The organism is Streptomyces sp. NBC_00005, assembly GCF_045160215.1.
GTDB lineage: Bacteria > Actinomycetota > Actinomycetes > Streptomycetales > Streptomycetaceae > Streptomyces.
In genome coordinates this window covers 7,239,164-7,259,791 of sequence record NZ_CP108316.1, presented here as the reverse complement: position 1 = coordinate 7,259,791, position 20,628 = coordinate 7,239,164, and the positions used below count along the sequence as shown (strand labels likewise).

At 66.3% G+C, this 20,628-nt stretch carries 23 protein-coding genes; 9 read left to right on the top strand and 14 right to left on the bottom strand.

The genetic code is table 11. The annotated features are described in order from the left end of the window. The first annotated feature begins 29 nt into the window (after window positions 1-29). Together OG303_RS33245 and OG303_RS33240 are read left to right on the top strand one after the other, a co-directional pair. Window positions 30-974: an HNH endonuclease gene (locus OG303_RS33245; RefSeq protein ID WP_405873065.1), complete on the top strand. Its 945-nt coding sequence runs from the start codon at window positions 30-32 to the stop codon at window positions 972-974. A 23-nt stretch (window positions 975-997) separates the two neighbouring features. Further along, window positions 998-1,567: a hypothetical protein gene (locus tag OG303_RS33240; protein ID WP_405873063.1), complete on the top strand. Its 570-nt coding sequence runs from the start codon at window positions 998-1,000 to the stop codon at window positions 1,565-1,567. A gap of 51 nt (window positions 1,568-1,618) precedes the next feature. Here the strand turns inward: OG303_RS33240 and OG303_RS33235 are convergent, their stop codons facing one another. From OG303_RS33235 to OG303_RS33180, 12 genes are all read right to left on the bottom strand, one after another. Then, on the bottom strand, window positions 1,619-1,837 hold the full coding sequence (locus tag OG303_RS33235) for a hypothetical protein (protein WP_405873061.1): 219 nt from the start codon (window positions 1,835-1,837) through the stop codon (window positions 1,619-1,621). Window positions 1,838-2,006: 169 nt separating this feature from the next. Beyond that, the gene (locus OG303_RS33230) at window positions 2,007-4,172 is read right to left on the bottom strand and encodes a hypothetical protein (RefSeq protein WP_405873059.1); all 2,166 of its coding nucleotides are present in this window, start codon (window positions 4,170-4,172) and stop codon (window positions 2,007-2,009) included. Further along, window positions 4,169-5,242, bottom strand: coding sequence for a hypothetical protein (locus tag OG303_RS33225; protein ID WP_405873057.1), 1,074 nt, complete (start codon window positions 5,240-5,242; stop codon window positions 4,169-4,171). The genes OG303_RS33230 and OG303_RS33225 overlap by 4 nt, the downstream gene beginning before the upstream one ends. 107 nt (window positions 5,243-5,349) lie before the next feature. After that, on the bottom strand, window positions 5,350-6,609 hold the full coding sequence (locus OG303_RS33220) for a hypothetical protein (protein ID WP_405873056.1): 1,260 nt from the start codon (window positions 6,607-6,609) through the stop codon (window positions 5,350-5,352). Between the two features lie 6 nt (window positions 6,610-6,615). Continuing rightward, complete coding sequence (locus OG303_RS33215; RefSeq protein WP_405873054.1) at window positions 6,616-6,891, bottom strand: hypothetical protein; 276 nt, start codon at window positions 6,889-6,891, stop codon at window positions 6,616-6,618. Between the two features lie 3 nt (window positions 6,892-6,894). Next, window positions 6,895-7,887 (bottom strand): NlpC/P60 family protein, encoded by a 993-nt coding sequence (locus tag OG303_RS33210; RefSeq protein ID WP_405873052.1) that lies wholly within the window; start codon window positions 7,885-7,887, stop codon window positions 6,895-6,897. Between the two features lie 170 nt (window positions 7,888-8,057). Then, on the bottom strand, window positions 8,058-9,761 hold the full coding sequence (locus OG303_RS33205; RefSeq protein WP_405873051.1) for an FtsK/SpoIIIE domain-containing protein: 1,704 nt from the start codon (window positions 9,759-9,761) through the stop codon (window positions 8,058-8,060). A gap of 207 nt (window positions 9,762-9,968) precedes the next feature. Further along, window positions 9,969-10,985 carry a hypothetical protein gene (locus OG303_RS33200; RefSeq protein ID WP_405873049.1) on the bottom strand — a complete coding sequence of 339 codons (1,017 nt, stop codon included), beginning with the start codon at window positions 10,983-10,985 and terminating at the stop codon, window positions 9,969-9,971. A gap of 4 nt (window positions 10,986-10,989) precedes the next feature. After that, on the bottom strand, window positions 10,990-11,373 hold the full coding sequence (locus tag OG303_RS33195; protein ID WP_405873048.1) for an RRQRL motif-containing zinc-binding protein: 384 nt from the start codon (window positions 11,371-11,373) through the stop codon (window positions 10,990-10,992). Next, a complete protein-coding gene (locus OG303_RS33190) occupies window positions 11,373-11,576 on the bottom strand; it encodes a hypothetical protein (RefSeq protein ID WP_405873047.1) in 204 nt (67 codons plus the stop codon). Before OG303_RS33190 ends, OG303_RS33195 begins: the two co-directional genes overlap by 1 nt. 87 nt (window positions 11,577-11,663) lie before the next feature. Beyond that, window positions 11,664-11,993: a hypothetical protein gene (locus OG303_RS33185; RefSeq protein WP_405873046.1), complete on the bottom strand. Its 330-nt coding sequence runs from the start codon at window positions 11,991-11,993 to the stop codon at window positions 11,664-11,666. Next, on the bottom strand, window positions 11,990-12,283 hold the full coding sequence (locus tag OG303_RS33180; RefSeq protein ID WP_405873045.1) for a hypothetical protein: 294 nt from the start codon (window positions 12,281-12,283) through the stop codon (window positions 11,990-11,992). Before OG303_RS33180 ends, OG303_RS33185 begins: the two co-directional genes overlap by 4 nt. Window positions 12,284-13,254: 971 nt before the next feature. Between OG303_RS33180 and OG303_RS33175 the strand changes: the two genes are divergently transcribed. Beyond that, window positions 13,255-14,013 (top strand): XRE family transcriptional regulator, encoded by a 759-nt coding sequence (locus OG303_RS33175; protein WP_405873043.1) that lies wholly within the window; start codon window positions 13,255-13,257, stop codon window positions 14,011-14,013. Window positions 14,014-14,015: 2 nt separating this feature from the next. Further along, window positions 14,016-14,489 carry an NUDIX domain-containing protein gene (locus OG303_RS33170; protein ID WP_405873042.1) on the top strand — a complete coding sequence of 158 codons (474 nt, stop codon included), beginning with the start codon at window positions 14,016-14,018 and terminating at the stop codon, window positions 14,487-14,489. Here OG303_RS33170 and OG303_RS33165 read toward each other — a convergent pair. Together OG303_RS33165 and OG303_RS33160 are read right to left on the bottom strand one after the other, a co-directional pair. Then, entirely contained in the window at window positions 14,477-15,043 is a 567-nt protein-coding gene (locus OG303_RS33165) for an HD domain-containing protein (protein WP_405873040.1), read from the bottom strand. The genes OG303_RS33170 and OG303_RS33165 overlap by 13 nt on opposite strands. A gap of 1 nt (window position 15,044) precedes the next feature. Continuing rightward, entirely contained in the window at window positions 15,045-15,506 is a 462-nt protein-coding gene (locus OG303_RS33160; RefSeq protein WP_405873039.1) for a GntR family transcriptional regulator, read from the bottom strand. A 219-nt stretch (window positions 15,507-15,725) separates the two neighbouring features. Between OG303_RS33160 and OG303_RS33155 the strand changes: the two genes are divergently transcribed. The 5 genes from OG303_RS33155 to OG303_RS33135 all read left to right on the top strand — a co-directional run bounded on the left by OG303_RS33155 (window position 15,726) and on the right by OG303_RS33135 (window position 20,602). Beyond that, window positions 15,726-16,655 carry a hypothetical protein gene (locus OG303_RS33155; RefSeq protein ID WP_405873038.1) on the top strand — a complete coding sequence of 310 codons (930 nt, stop codon included), beginning with the start codon at window positions 15,726-15,728 and terminating at the stop codon, window positions 16,653-16,655. A 273-nt stretch (window positions 16,656-16,928) separates the two neighbouring features. Further along, window positions 16,929-17,549 carry a macro domain-containing protein gene (locus tag OG303_RS33150; protein ID WP_405873036.1) on the top strand — a complete coding sequence of 207 codons (621 nt, stop codon included), beginning with the start codon at window positions 16,929-16,931 and terminating at the stop codon, window positions 17,547-17,549. A gap of 375 nt (window positions 17,550-17,924) precedes the next feature. After that, window positions 17,925-18,470, top strand: coding sequence for a hypothetical protein (locus OG303_RS33145; RefSeq protein WP_405873035.1), 546 nt, complete (start codon window positions 17,925-17,927; stop codon window positions 18,468-18,470). Between the two features lie 561 nt (window positions 18,471-19,031). After that, complete coding sequence (locus OG303_RS33140) at window positions 19,032-19,691, top strand: DUF6313 family protein (protein ID WP_405873034.1); 660 nt, start codon at window positions 19,032-19,034, stop codon at window positions 19,689-19,691. Further along, entirely contained in the window at window positions 19,688-20,602 is a 915-nt protein-coding gene (locus OG303_RS33135; RefSeq protein ID WP_405873032.1) for a hypothetical protein, read from the top strand. The genes OG303_RS33140 and OG303_RS33135 overlap by 4 nt, the downstream gene beginning before the upstream one ends. Window positions 20,603-20,628: the final 26 nt, after the last annotated feature.

The following is a 20,628-nucleotide window of genomic DNA, read 5'->3' as shown; positions in this document are numbered from 1 at the left end:
CCCCGGCCTGTGGGATGAGGAGGGGCGCAATGACAGATGCGTGGCTGTTGCTGTCCGTGGGCGATGCCCGCCAGCACGGCGGGAATGACGGCTATGAGGACAACCCGCGCGAGTACTACCGCTGGGACAGCACGGTGCCCAACCACGCCCGTCTGGCGGTGGGGGATGTCGTCGCGCTGTGGGACAAGAGGGAACTGATCGGCGTCTCGGTCATCGACGGCATCGACACCGGCACCGAAGACAAGACCCGGTACTTCTGCCCCCAGTGCGGGAAGGCCGACTTCAAGCGGCGTTCGCGGATGACCCCGGCCTGCCGCTGCAACCAGTGCGGGGCCACCTTCGACACGCCGGGACAGAAGGTGGAGCCGGTCACCACCTACCTGTCCCGCTACGGCCAACGCTGGATTGACGGGCGCGGCCTGCTGACCGGCCCTCAGCTGCGCACCCTGTGCGACTCACCGAATTCGCAGCTGAGCATGCGCCCCGCCCGGTGGGAGAAGCTGCGCGATGCGCTGCTGGCGACCGGGCGGGCGGATGCCGCGGCGGTGTCCGCTCTGGCCGGCCCCAGGTACCGGCGGGCGCCCATCGCGGGCGGGCACCGCTTCGCCAGGGTCCGCGCCCGGGTGGGACAGGCCGAGTTCAGGGCCGCACTGCTGGAGGAGCAGGGCCAGCAGTGCGCCATCACCGGCCCGGCCCCTGCCGACGTGCTGGAGGCGGCGCACCTGTACAGCTATGCCGGAAGCGGCGAGCACCACGACTTCGGGGGGCTGCTGCTGCGCCGGGATGTGCACCGGCTGTTCGACAACGGCCGCATCGCCGTCGACCCGGAAACGGACCTGCTGGACGTCGCCCCCGAGCTGGACGCCTACCCGGTCTACGCCGAACTGCACGGCAAGCCACTCGCGTTGGCCCTGCGTCCCGAGCACCGGGTGTGGCTGACGGCGCACTGGAACGCGCACCGGGCCGGTTCATAGCCGTCACGCATCAGGGGGATGCCGTGGGAAGCACCGCTATCGCGCTGGTTGCAGCGGTCGTAGGCGTCACCGGGACCCTGCTCGCGCCGATCCTCGCGCAGAGGTCCGGCGCGAGAGCGCAGCAGGCGGAGTTCAAGCGCCAGCAGCAGGCAGCCCACGCGCAGTGGCAACGCGAGCAGCAGCACGCGGAACTCGTCGTGCGGCGGGCCTGCTACATCGAGACGAACGCGGCCTACCGCCGCTACCGCACCGAGCTGATGAACTACCTGTGGCACGTGCACCGCAATGAGGTCACCGAAGCAGGCCGCGAGCGGCTGGAAGCAGCCCGCCACGCGCACCATGCCGCATTCGCCGAAGCCCAGATGGTCGCCGCACCCGACGTGCTTGCCCAGCTCGATGCGGTGGCCAAGGCACTGTCCGAGGGATACCGCAGGACCAAGTGCATGGAAGAAGGGCACCCCGATGAGGGCGACACCTTCGAAGTGATCGAGACGTACCTTCAGTGGATCTGGGAGCGGTGGGAGGAAATGCGCGCCGTCATGCGCGCGGACCTGGGGGTCCCCAACTCCCCGCCGATCGCGGGTGCTGGCTGACATGGGCGGCCCCGTGACGTAGGCGAGACGAGGGGGCCGCCCTCAGGGTAGCTACTTCTTCGAGAAGAGCTTGAGAGTGATGCCGCCGACGCCTATGGGCCCGGCAGCGTGCGCGAGGACGATTGTGGTGTGGGCGGCGATGTCGAGCAGCCAGGCCAGGGCGGCGACCAGTCCCCAGGCGCCGACGACGACCGCGCCGGCGATGGCGAACGGGTACAGGAAGCGCCGCCACGGAAAGTCGGTACCGCTGGTGCCGTTGATGTTCGCCACAACGGGTTTTCCTTGTCTCTCGGGGGTGCTGCGGGGTGGCCGGGCGGCCTGTTCAGTCCTCGCTCACTACGCCGGGGCGGGTGGGCGAGGACTGGACGGAGCGTCCGGAGGCGAGCACGCGTGAGGGCCCGCACCCTCGGGGGTGGGGGCCCTCAGTGGCAGTAGTGCGTCAGAGGTCGGAGGGGAGTTTTCCTCCGGTCTCTGCGTCGTAGGCGATCCCGGTCGGGGACAGTCGGACGGTCCGGGAGGCGGCTCGGGAGCCTTCCTTCCAGGTACGACCGCCGACCGCTACATGGACTGTCACGTCGGCGAGGGGATCGGTCACCGGCAGCTTGATTTCGGGGTCCTTGGGGAACCATCCGTTTTCCCGGACACTGCTGGCTGTCTCGCCGGACCCGTCGATCCGCAGGTACCTGGCGTTCTTGTCAAAGTACGAGCGCAGTTCGACGATGACGTTGTCCCTGTCCGTGGTCCACTGCGCCACGACGTCGGTCTTAACTCCGTCGACGGTGAGCGCTGCGCCCGATCGACCCTTGTAGGCGGCGGCTTTCTGCTGGCGTTCCTGGGTGTGGTGTTCGTTTTGGGCGTTCGTCCACACGCCAGCCGCCGCGATCGACAGCCCCGCGACCGCGGCGACATAGGGCCAGGTGCGCCGCCGGGGCCGGGCGGGTTGTTCGTCGTCCAGTGTCGGTGCGGGGGTGGGCGGTTGGGGCACGCTGTGCCAGGCCGGGGACGTGCCGTCGCCGCTCTTCTCGAACCATTCGCCGTCGTCGTTGCCCATGCGGGCGACGGTAGCGCGCAGCTGCACCGCCTGTCCGGGGTCACCGGCCAGATCCGCCACCTGCGCTCGGGTCTCCAACCAGGCAAGGGCCTGGGGGGAGTTGAGGCCGTGGCTGGTGATGTCCTCGCGCTCAAGAACGGCAGCCAGCTCAGCGGCTTCGCTGAATCGACCTTCTATCGCGGCCTGGATGACGCTCTCGTGCCGGGCAAGGTCGAAGTGCTCCGCCCCGATGACGTTGGGCGGCAGCGTCTCCCAGTCCCAGGTGTCGTCGGCGGCCGTGAACGGCGCGTACAGATCCTCGCTCGGGCCGGCGTTGACGCCGGTGTCCTCGCTCGGTTCCGTGAGCGGCTCTTCCGTGGCGGTGGTGTCCTGTTCGACGGCCAGGGCCTGCTGTGCCATGCGGCGCCGTGACGAGGTGTCAGTGAGCGCGGCTTCCTCGTCACTAAGGACGGTCTGGACGATGTCGACGTAGTCCGGGCCGACCTTCCACACGGCCTGTCCCGGATCGAGCGTGGGGATCCTGTCGACTGCCCAGGCGGGCAGTCCGAGCAGGGCGCCGACGATGGCGGCCTCTTCCGGGTTCAGGCGTCCGACGTGCGCGATCTCGCACAGCCGGGCCAGGTCCCGCGCCTTGCCCTCACCCAGGTCGGACAGCGTGTGCATCAGCACGTCCAGCGACAGCCCCGCCTTGCGGGAGTTCTTCAGCAGCCGCTGGATCAGCTCGGAGGTGGCCGGGGACAGCAGGATCTGCCAGGCCTCTTCCAGCACCAGGTGCTTGTGCACGGCGGTCGACTGGAGCAGCCACACGTGCTCTGCCCAGCAGCTGACCGCGGCCATCAGCGAAGGGATCGCCGGAGAGTTGCGGTCTAGGTGGGAGAAGTCGAAGGAGATGATCGGCAGATCCGTCTCTGGCAGGCTCGCGCCCTGGCCGTCGAACAGGCCGCGCAGGCTGCCTTCGGTGTAGCGGGATAGGCCGATCGCGGCGCCCTCGCCCCACTCGGTCAGTTTGGCCGCCGGCCAGCGACCGTCTTCCGGGCTGACCAGGGCGTCCACCAGGCCGTTGAGTGAGGTGGCTTTCGGGTGGTTCAGCGCGTGTTGCAGGGCGTGGGTGGCCTGGTGAGTGAGCGCGCCGGGCTCGACCGCCAGGATCAGCGACCGCACCAGCTGTTCACGCACTTCGGGCGGGAACAGGGTGCTGACGGGGTTGAGGGTGAAGGTGCCAGCCTCGATCACTCGGCCGCCCAGGGAGCGCACCAGCGGCGCCCACTCGCCGCTGTTGTCCTCGCCGAAGCTGTCGATGACCACGGCCTGGTGGCCATGATTGAGGATCTCGCGGCGGATGCGCGTCTTGGCCGTGGTGCTCTTGCCGGAGCCGAGCCCGCCCAGCGCAAGGGAGTTGGTCGATGGCAGCAGCGCGGCCGACGTCTGGACGGGGGAAAGGCGGAAGGGCCGTCCGTCCAGCAGGGACCGGCCGATCGCGATACCGGGAAAGCGGGTGCTGGAGGCGACCAGTGGCGCCGTGATCGCGGCGTGGGTGGTGGGCAGACGGATCACAGGATGGCCCCTTTCCTGGTGGAGGCTCCGTGCGGGGTGGTCATCACGTGGGCGCGGTGCTGCTGGCCGGCGAGCCAGTCCAGCCGGATGCGGTGCCGGTCGGCCGCAAGGGAGGCCTGCCAGCGGGCCTCGGTGACGCTCTCGGGATCGTCGCCGAACACCGTGAGGTAGGCGTCCAGGTCGACGAGGGTGGCGCCCTGGACGAGCGCGCCGTGCGTGGTCCCATTGGCGAGGTCGTGCGCGTCGGCCTTCACCTTGTCGGCGGTGAAGGCCTCAGAGGCGGCGCGCTGCCACTTCGCGGACCGGCGCGACAAGCCCAACGGAAGGGGCCGGAACAGCACGGCAAGTGACCGGTCCGTGCCTGGTCCGAGGAGCAGGTTCGGCATGAGGTCGCCGTCAGTCTCCTCCGGCCAGGCCGTGATCCTGGCGGTGGCGACGTAACGGCCGTCGTCCAGACCGGCCCAGCCCGGACCGCGTTCGGTCACTGCGGGGAGCGGCTCGGGGGTGAGGGGGCTCAGCGTCCCGAGGCCGGCGAACTCGCCGTGCAGGCTGTCGATGACCCGGGCGGGGTGGGCGATCAGTCCCTTGGGGACGTGAACGGTGACGGTCTGCGTGTGGTCGGTGTAGTCGTCGGCGGTGGTGTGGTGGGTGACATGGACCTGGACGCCCGCGGTGCGGGCCTGCCCGCCGGCGAACGTGAGGGCGCGGGCGAACGCGTCGTGGAACGCGGCCCGGCGCTGCGAGTCCTGCATGGTGCCGTGCTCCGGGTACAGCGCCCAACTCGCGGTCTCGCCGGGATGGGCGGCCATACTGTCGGGCACGGTGCGCTCGCGCAGGTGCCGGTAGCCGACCCTTGCCCACCGGGCGATCGAGCGCGGCCCCGGGGCGAGGTTCAGCACGGCGGCCGTGGCGCCCACGGCGCCGAACGTCCACACCGGGGGTGGGGTAAGCATCGCCGACATCAGTGCGGCGCTCCCGAGCCCGGCGTTCACCTTCGTCAGCAGGGTTTCGGCGCGGCTGAGTCCGCGCTGCACGGCGGGGATGCGGTAGCCGGGGGTCAGGGAGTACACGGGAGCAACCTCCTGAAGTCTGTGAGGGGGTGAGCCCCTGGCCCCCGGCGCCGCTACTGCCGCATGAGGGCGGGGAAGGGAGCGACACCGGGGGCCAGGAACCGGCTCTACGGGGTGTTCGGCTGGCCCGGGGTCGGCCGTGGAGTCGGCGCCGGGCCTTGGGGGCTCGGCTGCGGGGTGGGGGGATTGGCCGGCGGGCCTGCGGGGGCCGTCGCCTGCGGCGGGGTGGTCCGGTACTGCTGGCGTACCTCCCGCAGTTGCTGCCGGCGGGCTGCGCTTTCGCTCGCGTCCCGCCGCTCCTTCGCAACGGCCGACGTGGTGGTCAACCGCCCAGACCGCTCCGGCTTGTTGAGGCCGTAAGCGGCGAACAGGACACCGCGATCCCGGGACATGGCCCGGCCCGGGGTGTCCACGGTGCGGTGACCGCGCGGGGCGTTCTCCTTCTCGTAGAAGTCGGGGACACCGGCCCGCACCACGGCGTGAGCCAGCGGGCTTGGGGTCCGGCCTTCCACCCAAGTCCGGGCGGCGCGGCCTACCTTGGGCCCGAAGTACGGCACACCGTGGAAGATCATCCGCAGCATCACCGCGTCCGCGGCGACCAGCAGGACAGCGTCCACGATGAGCGAACCCTTGGCGAGTTCGACGAAGGGACTGACCAGCAGCAGCGCGAACGGGGCGAACATCAACCCCAGCAACCGCATCGCCCAGGCCTTGACCGCGGTCGTGTCGCCCCCGCGGGCCAGTGACGCCAGCACCAGCGGGGCCATGCACACGAACGCCAGGATGCCGAGCTGACGGGTCATGAACACCAGCGCAGCAAACGCGAGGGCGACGACCAGAGCACTGAAGATGACCAGGATGGCGAGCGGGTTGCTTGAGTCCGCTCCGTGCTGCATGTCGTCGCTGATCGCGCCGAACAGCGTGGACTCGTTGCTGCTGAACGCGGCCGTGAACGCGCCGCTTACGGCCTTGTTCAGCAGCATGACGGCCCCGGGGACCGACGCCATGCAGGCGACGGCCACCAGGGTCCATCCGGTCGATGCGCCCATCTGCCGCAGTCGGGGTACGCCCTGCCAGGCGGTCAGGGCGCACACGACAACTATGCAGACGAAGATGGCAACGGCCAGGTGCTGACCGAGCCACAGGAACGGCTCGTACAGCCCGCTGTCCGACTTCGCCGGCGCCCACCCGTGCTCCGGCGCGATGAGCCCCTTGATCTTCGCAATGAGGCTGTCGGCAAGAGCACGGACATGGTCGGAGGCGCCACCGGTGACGCCTCCGCCGCCGCCCGTGCCGGGGGGATCATCTGTGCCGCGCTCGCAGTAGGCCTTGCCGGGCCCGGGGAGGGCGTCGCACGGGTCACTCATGCGGCATCAGCCCTTGGCCTGGGTGACGGTGGAGAACAGGGTGTCGCCGTACAGGGCGAGCACGATGGCGACGACCAGCGTGCCGAGCGCCATGCTGCCCTTGCGCAGCGCCCCCTTGGGGTCGTTGGGCGTCTTGAGCAGCATGAGGAGAGCGATGATCGCGATGACGGCGGGGATGCCCTTGGTGACCAGGCCGCCGCCGGTCAGGCCGATGGTGTCGAAGAAGTCCTTGAACCCGCCGGACATGTCGATGGGCTTGGCGAGCACGGTGAACTTGGACATGGATCAGATCTCCTTGTTGGAGTGGGAGGTGGGGCGGGCGACGGCGATCAGGTCCGTCATGACGTCCATGGGGTCGTAGCGGACCTGGGTGCCGGGGCGGGGGGCGTCGATCAGCCAGCCGCCGCCGACGTAGATGCCGACGTGGTGGATGCTCGTGAGGCTGGAGCCGTAGAAGACGAGATCCCCAGGGCGTACGTCACCGGGCTTGACGGGCTCCGAGGCCGCGTACTGCTCGGCCGCCGTGCGGGGCAGGGAAATACCCGCCTTCGCGTAGGCGTAGAGCGTGAGCCCGGAGCAGTCGAACCCGGAAATGTCTGTCCCGGAACGGCCCTTGGGAGAACAGCAGGTTCCCGTGCTGGGACCGCTGGCGCTTCCCCCGCCCCACGAATACGGCTTGCCGATCATTTCCTTCGCCGCGCTGATCGCGGCTTCGGCCTGCGTCGTGCTCGCGGTTATTCCGCGGGACGACTGGTCGGCGAGTGCCTGAATGGACTTGACGTAGTTCTGGGTCTCCTTGTAGGGCGGGATGCCTCTGTATTTGCGGACGGCGCCGCTTCCGGCGTTGTAGGCGGCGAGCATGTTGCTCTGGGTGTTTCCTGGAACGTCCTTGACGTCGTTGGCTATGCCGCAGAGGTATGCGGCTGCCGAGGGGATCGCGTCGGCGGGGTCCCACACATCGCGTTTGCCGTCGCCGTTGCCGTCGATTCCGTGGGTCTGCCAGGTGGACGGCATGAACTGGGCGATGCCTTCCGCACCAACCTGGGACCGTGCTTTCGAGTTTGAGCCGGATTCCTGGGTCAAAAGTGCGGCGAGCAGATTCGGGGTGACCTCGGAGCAGGTATGTCCCGCGTCCTCGATCAGGGATTTGTACTGGCTCGGGACGGTCAGGCTGAGCGCCGTGGACACCGGGTCGTCGCCGGCGCCCTGGACGAGCGCGGCCACGAGGACGGCCGCGGTCGCTCCCACGCCGACGGTGACGGCGGTAGAGGCTCGCAACGGGCCTCCTCCCTCCTTCCTGGGGTTGTTGATCGTCTGTGCTGGTCAGCACCGCCATGACGGACCGCCAGAGCACCGCCGCCGGAGGGGCTGTGACCGCCAGGGCACCGCCACGGAGTAAGCGGGTGTGGCGGTGCCCTGGCGGTGGTGGTGGCGGTGCGGGTTGGCGGTCACGAACCGGACATAGCGGCGGCGGTGAGATCGGCCAGCCGGTAGCCCCGGCCCTGTGCCGTCTTGACCGCGGGAACACCGAGCAGCCGGTTCAGTTGCTTTCCGCGCTCTGCCGGATCGCTTTCTGTGATCCCGAGAGGCGGGGCCAGGTCGGGTGTGGCCATGAAATCGACTCCGGTCTCCCGCAACAGGCCGATGGCCTGCTTCAGCGGAGAATCCGGGATCGCCGCTTCGCGCCGGGCATGGACTTCGTCGACCACACCCCAGATGAACTCATCCGAGAAATTGAAACCCCGGAGCAGAGTGGATGAGCCGTTCGCGAACAGCACGCCCTGACCCTTGACGTCCGGATCGAGAAGCGCCGGGTGAATCGGGGCGACCGTATCGAAATACGAATCCCCGAGGGCGACCTTCGCACTGCCCTCCGACGCCACGTACAGGCACATCCGGTACAGGAACTGATCCCGCACCTTCACCGGAATCGCGTCTCTGGCCGGGCGCTGCGTCAGCATCACCGTGGAGATCCCCGATTCCAGGGACTTCGCGACCAGGGAACGCGACTTGTCCTCTACCCGGCGAACCTGTTCCCTCGATTCCTTGGTGCCGTTGTCGGTGTAGAAGTCGGCGGCCTCGTCGATGAAGAAGAAAACCGGCTTGAACACCGGTGCGGGCTGCCGGTTGCGGATGGCGTCCTGCAACCGTGTGTACCGGTCGTCCACGCGAACCAGCAGCTCATCGAGCATGCTCTCCAGCACGGCCGGGTCGTCGGACGCCTCGTAGCGCACGGCGAGCTTTTCGAACCTGGTCAGCCCGCACAGCTTGCCGTCGAGCAGGTACAGATCGAAGTCGCCGTACGCGATCAGCAGGCACGTGATGAGCCCGTTGACCAGCGTCGTCTTGCCCATCTGGGTCATGCCGCCGACCAGCAGGGAGGCCTTGTCGAAGGTAGGCACCCCGGCGAGTCGGCCGGTGACCTCGTGTCCGAGGGGAACCCCCGCGAACGTCTGGATCTCCTGCCGGGTCGGTGCTGGGAACGGGCTGCTGAACGGGGGCTCGTTCAGGACCAGGAGGCGAACACGGCGCTCGGTCTTCCGGCTTGTCTCCAGCTTCAGGTGCAGGCGGGTGACGCCGAACATGGACGCGATCGGACCGAGCCGTTTGGCCACGTCGTCGTGGGTGCGGCCCTTCGGCACCAGGAAGTCGTAGACGGTGCCGATACCGGGCAGCGTCTCGATCGTGACGTCACCGGCACGGATTCGCTCATCCCTGCCGATGGCCCCAACCCGACTGAGCACCATGGTCAGTTGCGCGTGCCTCTCATCCCCGCTCGGGGATGCCTCGACAGCCACCTGTGCTTCGCCTACGGGCTCACCGGGCGCCTGCGCCACAATGGCCTGGACAGGGGATTCCTGTTGCAGGGCCGTCTGTTGGGTCGCAGGGGAGGTTTCCGGTTGGCGCGCCCACAGACGCGGGACGCCCCAACGGATCCTCCAGGCCAGGTAGCCGAGTGCTACCAGCCCGCCGGCGGTGAGCAGCACCGTGGCCGGCCAGGACAGGCCCAACCTGTCCTTGATGGTGGCGAGGAAACCGAAAGCGATGGCGAGACCGCCGATTCCGCCTGCCATCTGTCCGTATGTGTCCTCGCCCGGACCTTGCTGTTTCTTCCTTCCCACACCCCCTCCGTTCTTGGTGATCGTGGGCACGCGGGCATGGCTCGCGCGTCCATTCGGATTCATGGGATTTGGCTTGCGTGGTGCTCGCCGGGGTCTGCTCGCCGGGTCTGCGAAGGTGCCGCTCACCGGGTCTCACCGGGTCTGCTTCACTTGGGTTCGACTGCTTCCGGCAGTCGCAACGACGGCCAGCCCACTAGTCCTGGGCTGGCCGTCATTGGTGTGTGCCGGACGCCGGTTTTACGGCTGTGCGTCCTCCGCGTCGATCAGGGCGGCGTACGCCTTGCGCACCCGTTCTTCCTTCGCGGAGAAGCCCGCCCCGCGGTAGGCGGCCAGGGCCTTGCGATAGGACAGCGGGGGGTTGTCCGAGTGGCGCAGCCACCGCAGCACGACCGTGAGCTGTTCCTCGCTCAGCGGCTCGCCCGGCTCGGGGGTGTCGACGCCCGCCACGGCGGCCACTGCGGCCAGAGCTGGCCAGTCGAGCGGGGTGTGTCCCTCGCCCTTGGAGGCGGCAAGTTCCCCGATCGGGGACACGGGGCCGACCTGCGGGGACACAGGGGACACACCCGGGGACACACCCTCCTGTGTCCACCGGCCCAGCACCCGGGCCAGATCCTCATCCGAGAACAGCGCCGGAACCTCCTCGGGGAGGTCCGCGGCCGGGTGCTCGGAGGTGAGCTCCGCCAGCTTCTCGGCTGCCGCGTGGCGCACCTTGTGCGCCTTGCCGCGGGCGGTGTACTCCTCGCGCTCCAAGTGGGCGGCCGTCTTGTGCCGGTCGGCCTTGGCCCTCGTGACCGCGCGGCCGATCGCCACCTGATCCCGTGTCGCGCTGCGCACGGCGTCGATCTGCTGCTGTGCCGCGGGGGAGATGCGGGTGGTGTCCCGCTCCACGGCCATGATCAGGGTGGCCTTGGCGGCGGCCGGAACCACCGCGCCGATGACCGCGACGACCGCCGTGGCGTACAGCAGGCCGTGGGTGACCAGCACCCCGACTGAGGTGACCAGGAACAGCCAGCCGAGGGAGGCGGGCAGCTTCCCGGACGATCCCTGCCGGCGGTGCGCGGTCTCCATGGCCAGTGCGTACAGCCACACCGCGTCGTAGATCCCGGCCACGGTGTAGGCGAGCGGCGCCGGGGCCTGGTGGGCGAGGATCTCCCCCACCGCGTAGACCGTCCAGCCCAGGGACAGGCCGGTCAGACCGACCGGCAGACTCCAGTGCACCGCCCTGCGGGCGGCTTGCTTCCATTCCATGTCCATGTGATCACTTCCTTTCGTGTTCTTCGGTGGCCAGGCACATGCCGCAGATGCCGTGCGAGCGTGGGATGCAGTAGCCGACATCGAGCAGGCAGCGGGGGCAGGTGCGGCGGGCCAGCATCGCCAGCGCGAGCGCGCCCCACTTGCGCGAGGTCATCGGCCGCACGGGCTTGGCGCGGTCGATCCGGTACAGGTAGCTGACGCGTTCTCCGCTGGCCCGCCGGTTGGCCCGCATCACCTGCGCGGCGATCGGCTGCCCGCCCGGCCGTAAGCCCCGGGAACGGAGTTGGCGGCGGGTGGCCAGGCCGTCGGGGGCCAGGCGCCAGGGGTAGGTGGGCACCCCGTAGCGGGCGCCCGTCGGGTCGAAGCACTTGCCCCACGCCGCGGACATCAGGCGCCCTTGGGGCTTCGGGCCACCAGGCCGGTGCACCCGGACTCGTCGAGCCAGCGCTGGGCATCGTCTCGGTCGTGAGCACCGGCGATCTGGGCAAGGCCGTCATCCGTGGTCACGTAGACGGTCCAGGTCGTGCCGTCGGCCTCACCTTCGGCCTGGGCCGCCGCGACCTGGCTGTTGAGCCAATCCGGCAAGGACATTGCCTGCCATCTCCCTTCACAAGCCTGGAGTCCGATGTCCCGCAACCCGCGCCATCGGATGGAAGTACCGGCCGTAGACGGCGGACATCAGCCCGCCGTCCCGGACGGCGTCGGGTCGGTGATCGCGGCGAAGCCGGTCAGTTTCAGCACCGCGCCCGCAAAGTCCGCGGTCGCCTTGAGTACGCGCGTACCGCCGTTGCTCTGCATGCCGTGCGCCACCGCGTCCGGGGCGATGCCGAGTGCCTCGCGCCATGCCTCGAAGCCGGCCAGGTCGTCGTGGAACGACAGCTCCAACCGGTCGGGGTAGATGCTGTCCACGTGCACCCACGGCGCTGGCAGGTGCCCGAAGTCTGTGGTCAGCAGGCGCAGCGCCCGCAGCGGCACGGACAGGTCGTCCAGCGTCAGACCATCGCTCATGCGGCAACTCCCCGGTGCACGGCACGGCGGCGGGCGGGGCGGGCCAGCGGGACCACGTTGAACAGGTCCGGGTGATCCTCGACGACCCGCGCGGCCAAGCGGATCAAGGTGTCCGGGAGGTCTCGGTACTCGGGGTCGGCGAGGATGTCACGGGCCGCGTCCAGCCGAGCCGCGCGTTCTTCGTCGCTCTCGCCGTCGACCCCGAGCCAGAGTTCGGCGGGGGTGCCGAGGGCGAGTTCGGCGAAGTCCTGCGGGGTGTCGGCACGGTGGCCGCCGATGTAATTGAGCATGGGAGCTCCCATGTCGAAGGGATAGGAGAAGAGCCGGAAGCCGCGCGAGCGCCCACCCGAGGGCGGCGGTCAGTCCGGGAAGTGCGGCGCCGCAGCGCGAGGCGGCGGGCCGGAGCGCCCCGGCCGGGAGTCGAACCCGGCCTGCGACCATCGGGGCGGTTGGGATGTCAGTACGGGTGCGGACCGCGCGGACGCGGCGGCAGCGGGTCCTTCGTCTTCTCGTGCTCGTTGCCGGCCATCAACGGCCGCCCCGGGCACGTGCGTTGTCCTCGCTGCGCTTGTTCGCCTCCGACGCCTTCCGGGCCAGCTCCGCCCGTTCCGCGTCTGTCAGACTGGTGATCACAGGTGCCTCCACATCAGGTGCCTGGCTGCGGTCCCCCGGGGTGCGACCCGGGGGACCGCTCTGATTCCTCATCAAACGGGCAGGCCACCGACGTGACGCCGGCGCCCTGCCCGCATGACGAGTGACGGGAAAGCCCGTCACTGTCGTCTCGCGGCTCCCGTATGCGCCTTGCTCCGCCTCCTTTGGACGGCGCGCGGTCACCGCGTCACTCAGTCGTCACTCGCTGAGTCGATCTCCCTGGAATGGCTACCTGTCATGGACCGGGTGCAGCCCAACCACCGGGATCCCCGCCGATCCGGTCCCTGGGTCTACGCCCGAGGGTCAGACCAACGGCTTAGCCGATGACACCGATCAATCCGTGAAGACGACGGACTTCTACGTCTCCCCTGCCGCACGGGCCGCGTGTAAGCGGGCCAGGCGGGGTCTTGCGCGTTGCAGTACCTGTTTTACAGGTACTGCATAGGGGTCCGTCAAGTACTGCACGGAACCCACTGGTGTTTGCGCCGGGACTTCTTGGCGCACAATCAGAATCGCCCCAGGTCAGGGGAGTTGGTCACCCCACCCGTGGACAGCTCTGGTTGATCTCGCTACCGTCAAGAGCTCCCTAGATGTCCAACGGAGGGGGCAGATGTCCAACGAGCGCTTGCGATCGGCTCTGTTGGCGCGAGGCATGACCATTCAGAGCCTCGCTGAGGAGATCAAGGTCAACCCGAAGACCGTTGAGCGCTGGATCACGCAAGGCAAGGCGCCGTATCGGCGGCATCAGTACGCAACGGCGGCAGCTCTCAAGGTCGACGTGACGACGCTCTGGGACGACGACCGCAATGCCGAGAGTGCATCGGACCTGACGAAGGCCGAGATCGTCACTGCCTACCCGCATCGCCACACGGTGCCGTCAGACCTCTGGCGCGAGATGTGCGAGCGTGCCACGGAGTGCATCGACATCCTCGTGTATGCCGGCATCTACCTGGCGGAAGATCCTCACTTCTTCTCGACGCTGAAGAAAAAGTCCGAGAGCGGCGTCCGCATCCGGGTACTCATGGGTGATCCAGAGTGCGAAGCCGTCATCCGACGCGGCATCGACGAAGGGCATCGCATCATGGATGGCAAGATCCGTAATGCGTTGATGAACTACCGTCCGCTGTTCACCAGCCACCCCGAGATTGACTTCCGCTTGCACGACACGGTGCTCTACAACTCGATCTACCGCGCTGATGACGAGATGTTGGCCAACACCCACGTCTACGGCATAGGCGCCTACATGGCGCCTGTGTTCCACCTGCGGCGGCTCCCCGGAGGTGGGCTGTTCGACACCTTTGCCAATAGCGTTCAGCAGACCTGGGAAGGCGCCAGGCCAGTAACCGAACACGACATCACGGGAGCTTGAGCATGGGACGCATCGACTACCTGCACGATCCGGATGCACCGCCGGCCAACTCGGTCGTTCCGTCGGTCGTGGCGTTCGTCGAGAACGATGAGGGACAGGTGCTCATGATTCAGCGATCCGACAACGGACGTTGGGCGCTACCCGGCGGTGGCCACGACGTGGGCGAGTCCATCAGCGACACGGTGGTTCGGGAGGTCTGGGAAGAGACGGGCATCAAGGCCGAAGTCCTCGACCTGTCCGGGATCTACACAGACCCTGGTCACGTCATGCAGTACGACGACGGCGAAGTGCGGCAGCAGTTCAGCATCTGCTTCCGTGCGCAGCCTGTCGGCGGCGAACTGCGTACGAGCAATGAGACGACGCAGGTCCGTTGGGTTGACCCAACAGACCTGCGGGAGTTGGACGTCCACCCCACTATGCGGCTCCGTATCGAGCACGCCATGGACCGAACGCGTACCGCTCCCTACATCGGCTGACGCTTGGCGGCGGCGACGCGTTCGAGGACGCGGGACGTGCACGCATGGATCTCGGGCTCCGCGCGTCGGATGAACCTTCCGATGAGGCTGTCGGGCCCGTAGCGTCCAGCAATCTCGTTGATCCGGTCGATCGGGTTCGTGGATGTGCCGTCCGGCGTGGTGTTCATGTCGCAGTAGCAGAGCGCGTCGTTCAAGTGGGCGCTCTCGCGGGAGAACTCGCCCTCCAATTCGTCACGCAGGCCGCGCGCTTCCGCCTCCAACCAGGCGCAGGAGTGATGAGCGACCAGTTTGACGACACGTTCGTCTGCGTTGGCCACGTCTCGGAGGTAGCGGGCGCCGTCCAGTGGGTGAAATCCCGTCTTGGCCAGGTCCGGTGCATAGCCGATGTCGTGCAGTACCGCCGCGGCCTCCAACAGGTCGGCGTCATGGCCAAGAACGAGGGAGATCGTACGTGCCCTCTCGGCGACCCCTAGGCAGTGCTTCCACCGCCGCGGCAGCGGCTCGGCGAGCAGGGACTCAGCCAGTGGATAGGCCCACTCCGTCAACGTCGGCAAGCTACGAACGCTCCTCTCGCGTCGGCACGGCGCGGACCGTCCGCACTCTGCCCTGTCCTCCGCCAGCCAGCACGCCGGCGGTCTCCAACTTTTCCAGCGCTTTGGTCACCGTGGGACGGGAGACCCCGAACCGTTCGGCGAGCACAGAAGCACTCGGGAACGCTTCCCCTACCTCGAGTCCGTCAGCCGTGATGATGTCTGCGATCCGCTGATCGAGCGGACGCCGGTCGACTCGATCACCCGAGCGCACGACGCGCCACCGCTCGCCTGGCGCAGGTTCGGCCAAGCCCTCCTGCCGCAGTACCCCGTACGCGCGGATGGCAACGCCGCGTGAGACGCCGTGTTCCCGCATGACCTCAGTCAAGGACGGCAGCTCTGTCATCTCCGGGTCGCCCTCGATCAGTGCCTTCACTGAGTCGGCAATCTTCAGGAAGGTTCCCCGAGGGCTGGCCTGCTGCGACACTCGCTCTCCCTCTCCGTTCGCCGGTCGTCACCCCCAAGAATCCCATGGCTCGCGCCCGCTGCGGAGGGGTCCGGACGGCGACCCGCAAGCGCGGGGGGCGGTCCCAACCCGCCGCAATCCGTGCGCGTTCGCCGCCGTTGACCTCAAAGCGCAACCAGCACCTGACCAGTTGGGGCATTATGTCTGGTCACCAGAGCGGCACAGGACGGATCGAGGCACATGCAGGTCTTCATCAGTTGGTCCGGAGATGTCTCCAAGCGGTGTGCAGAGACCCTTCGAGAGTGGCTCCCCTTCATCAACCAGGAGATCGCACCATTTGTCTCGTCTCAGGACATTTCAAAGGGGGAGCGAGGGCTATACGCGATCGCTACCCAACTACAGGAGTGCTCCTTCGGCATTGTTTGTGTTACGCGTGATAATCAATCAGCCCCATGGATCAACTTTGAGTCCGGTGCCATTTCTCGGGTGTTGGGCGAGAGTTCACTAGCTCCCTTTCTCCTCGACATGCCGATCAAGGATCTGATCGGTCCACTCACGCAGTTCCAAGCCACCGACAGTTCGAGTCGAGAAGACGTATGGTCGATGGTCAAATCTATAAATGATAATTGCGAAAACAAGGTTGAGCATGACCGTCTGCGTACGATCTTTGAAAAATTCTGGGGCGACCTGGAAAGTAAACTCGGTGAGATCAGGGGGCAGCAACCAAAAGCTCAGGTCCCTGAACGGGATACTTCAGAAATCTTGAACGAACTGGTTGGTCTGGTCCGTGAGCAGAATACACGCCTCGGGGGTCTGGAGCGAAGAGTCGATTCTGTTAACCGCCCTTCGGCTCATTACACGATCAATGAACCGCGAGAGATTCACATCGCCCCTTCGAGAAGGGTGATTTTCATGAGCACCGACGTTACTGCTGATGTAAACCAGCGCGCCATGGCGACCATTCGCCAACTTGAGGAGATGCTAGGTCCTGATGCCGTCAGGAACGCAAACGTGAACAAATATGGGGTCGAGGTATTTTTGAACGATCGAGCTGCGGGAAAGGTGGGGGGATTTGAAGGAGCCCTAGCGACTGTAGCGAAGGCCAACCAAACGGCTATTTACCTCAAGTCGGAGGACGGTAGCGATATCTTTGGGCACCCGCCCTTCTAGCGGCCACCTAGGCCGGGACAGGTACTCTCAGTCGTGGGGCAATTGTGGGCGGCGCTGTGTACGCGCAGGGGATGGCGGCTGATTTCGACGAATTTCGCCATTCCATTTGCGGCCCTGTCGGGGCTCACTCAGCTTATCCTTGCGGTTCGACCCGTATCCCTGCTTCAGGGGGGCAGGGTCATTGTCGCTATTTCTGCCATCGCAGCTATTTGGGCATTTCTCCAATCTGCACCCCGAAGGGAGTTTAGTCGTGGGTTTGCGCATCCAAACTTCATGGTCACCGTGAAGGTTGGAGACTTATTCTCCGAAGGGGCTGATCTTATAGTTGGATTTACCGATGTCTTTGATACCACTACGAACGGAGGGGATATTATATCGCCGAGGAGCGTGCAAGGTCAGCTCCTCTCTAATGTTTTCGGTGGAGATGAGGGAAGTCTGGAAGGTGCGCTCGAAGCGGCTCTGCGCAATCATCAAGTCTCCTTTGTTGAAAGCGAAGAAGCGAAACCGCGAGGTAAGCGAAAGCGCTACCCGATCGGCACGGTCGCTGTACTAGTCCGCCAGTCAGTAAAGTACTACTGCGTTGCATACTCGCGTATGGGCAACAATCTTACGGCGCAGTCCAGCGTCAATAACCTCTGGAATTGCCTTGGTGGTACTTGGGGGGCCGTGGCGGAGCATGGTCATCTGAATCCGGTAGCGATCCCAGTGTTGGGATCAGATTTAGCAAGAGTGGATAACCTCGACCACGAAAGCCTGATCAAGATGGTAATACTTTCATTTGTTGCACGGTCGCGAGAGGGTGTCGTATCGCGCGAACTCACGGTAGTGGTTCATCCAGATAACGTCGAATACGTTAACTTGAATGAGGTCCGAGCCTTTCTTTACTCCCTCTAGGGTTGGCAATATCTGGCGATTGTGTGGCTTGATTGGGGCGGCGTCCAGTGTAGTGCCAGTGCGGCTAATGTAATTCTTTACGGAGTTTCCGTCCGGCCGGCTGCGGCCCTGGGTGGCATACGCTGCGGCTCGCGGTCTCACATGCGGTCTAATTCAGATGTCGCTCCGAGACGATCCACTGACGTCCGCAACTGTCGCTGATGGTGCCTGAGCAGCGGCGAACGCCGACCAGGCGGCGACGCAACCTGGTGCCCATCGCCGTGGCGTGGAGGCTTAGCTGGCTTCAGGCAGCTGGGGCACGACGAGCGCCATGACCAACCGCTGAAGCTGCTCAAGTCAGGATCCAACGGGCGTGCTGCTGGGCATCCTTGGCCCATGTCGTTTCCGGTCATCGCCATCGTCGTAGCGTCGGTTAGTGCCCTCTTCACGGGGCTCAACATGACTGTCTCGCTCGCCACGTACCGCCGTGGGCGACCGCGCGTCTACATGAGTGTGTACTGGAACCCTTGGGCTCCTCCGCGCTGGGACCGTGCAGGGCAACGCGGGTACTTCTCAGTCCGCCTTATGAACAAGAGTCAGGCTGCGGTGACGGTGTCCAGCCTCTTGGTGGAATTTGATCGTGGTCGTAGGCGCTCCCCTCGGATAGCCAGGGGGATGGGTCGACTGAAGATCATCAAGGGTGACGAAGCGAAGGAAATCCCGCCCTTCGGCGGCATCGCGTGGACGGCCCAAACCGATACAGCCAGAATCTTTCGGCTCGACGACATCAAGCGCGCCCGGCTGACCGCCACACTCACGAACGGAACCAGGATCAGGAGCAGGTGGATCCTGAAAGTCCCTCGACCCCTCCTAGGCCCGTGGCGTGAGCGCACCGAGCCTTCAGGGCAACTCACGTTCGATGACCTTCAAGAAGTGGAGTAGCCATCAGCCTGCCGAGATTGCCATCACAGGCTGGGGGTTTCGCCGCACCCGCACCCTTCACTCTCAGTCCGGCGACCTCCAAGATCAGGACGATACGTGGACGAGATTCGGTGATGGCCTCGCAGGGGCGTATAAAAGCACAGGTCAGAGGGCATGCGGTGGTGCGGTCTTGGGGGGACTGTAAAGCTGCCGGCACCTGACGAAGCGCTGCAGTCTCGGATGTGCGCAGCGTCGCGAGCCGAGTGCGGACGAAGCGCGCCGTGCAGGCAACTCGGGGAGCCTTCGGCCCCCAGGCGTCCCCCTGGGAGGGCATGTCTAGGAGAAATCGCAGGTCGTATGTGACGGACGGAGCCCGTAGTAAGTCTGCCGCGCCATGGCTGTCCAAAGGTGGCTGAGGCGGGCGGCGCCGATGCTCATAAACAGACCCATGTGCGCCTTTTGGTGATCACGAAGGATCTCTCTCCGGTCGCGTACCCGTGCGGAGGAGGCTTACGGTCGCATTGGCCGGTACGCCGGCTCCGAGGGACTGCACTGCACGTTCTGCCCCCGGAGGCACAGGTGGTGGACGAACACACCTTGGGCAAACTGAGCCACGTTTTGTGGCGAGCGAGATGGTGGATCCTGGTCATCGTCGTAGCCCCCTTCGTGGCCGAGTGGTGCCTCGTGGGCTGGTCTGACACCTGGGAGACCTTGGTCGGTCGGCGGAGTCCAAAGAACGCTTCCTACCCGTGGAGCACTTGGCCGCTGTCCGTCATCGGCTGGCTGGTGCTGCCGGCGCTGATTGCTGGCATCGTCGCCTATCTGCTCACTTCACGTGCCGAAGATCGACGAAACACGCCTGCCCGCGAGATCGACAAGGAGGTGCAGGAGAACGGAGGCGTCTCCAGGCCGTCTTGGGTGGGGAGTGATCCGGGGCTCCCCACCAGGTACGAACGGACGCTGGACATGCTTACCGGGCTCAATGCCGACTTCACGGATGCCTTCGTGGCGGTACACCAGGAGGGAATGCAGGCAGCCGACCAATGCTGGCGAGCGTGCGTCAATCGCTATCTAGATAGGGCAACGGAGGCAGGACAGATACCGCGGCAATACGTGAGATCCTGGGCAGAGGAGAAGGCCATGAAGACCCTGTGGGTGCCCGCCATCTCTCGGTTCGCCTACTGCGCGTGGTGCACACCGAAGAACGACAGGCCAGGGGCCAAGCCCGGGGAGACGCTGTGACCAAGAAGCCCGCCGCAGAGATCGCCCGGGAGCTGGTGGCGAGACATGCCCCCGCGGACGCCGATCCCGAAGTCGTCGAGCGCTTCGCCGCCGAAGTCGCCTCCCTGGTCCAAGAGGACGGGGCGATTACCGCCGAAACCGTCCGCGAGATCGTCATCAGGTGCGACCCGGGAGGCGGCGAAGAGTCCCAACCATTCATAGACGATGAATACGGCTTCTACGCCGGCATGTCTCCTATCTTGGCAGCCAGCTCGCGCCTTCGGGACCGGGAGGACGAGGCGCGCCTGAGCGCTCGGGAAGCTGTGCTTCGTCTCAGTGATCACCTGAGCAAGGCCCGAGACCAGGCCCATGCCTTGGCCGACGCCCTCGACGCTGCTCGCCACCATGTGGCGCTTCGCGCACGCGCCGATCGCCTGGCCGACCGCAACGACAGTCGAGGAAACCACGCCCGTATCACTGATGGCGTCCGCACTTACCAAATGGACCTCGACGCCGTGGCTGCCCACGCTGATGCGGTGGAAGACGAGTTGGTAAAGGCTCAGGGTATTGCCCGCCACGACGTCGATGGTGTGCTCGCCGACGCCATCGAAGAAATCCTGACGAGCCAAACTGCCAATCGGCACCGCGCTGCCACCACTGAGGGCCAGTTCGGTGGCGGATCCGTCGATGACGCTTTTAGCCTGGCGCTCGATCTCGATAGAGCCTCCAAAAACCTTAGCTGGTCAGCGGATGTCTTTACAGGCGCCGATCTACGTGAGGTAGATCTAAGCAAGGTGGCCCTCGAAGGTGTTCTGTGGGACATGGAGACCCAATGGCCCGAGGGCTGGAAGGAACGCATCAAACGAGCTTCGGATCTGCTGCCTAGGATGTCCGGCGTCTACGTCGTGCGTACCGTCGTGGTGAAAGCCTGACGGTCGGTGGCGCGTGGGACGGACTG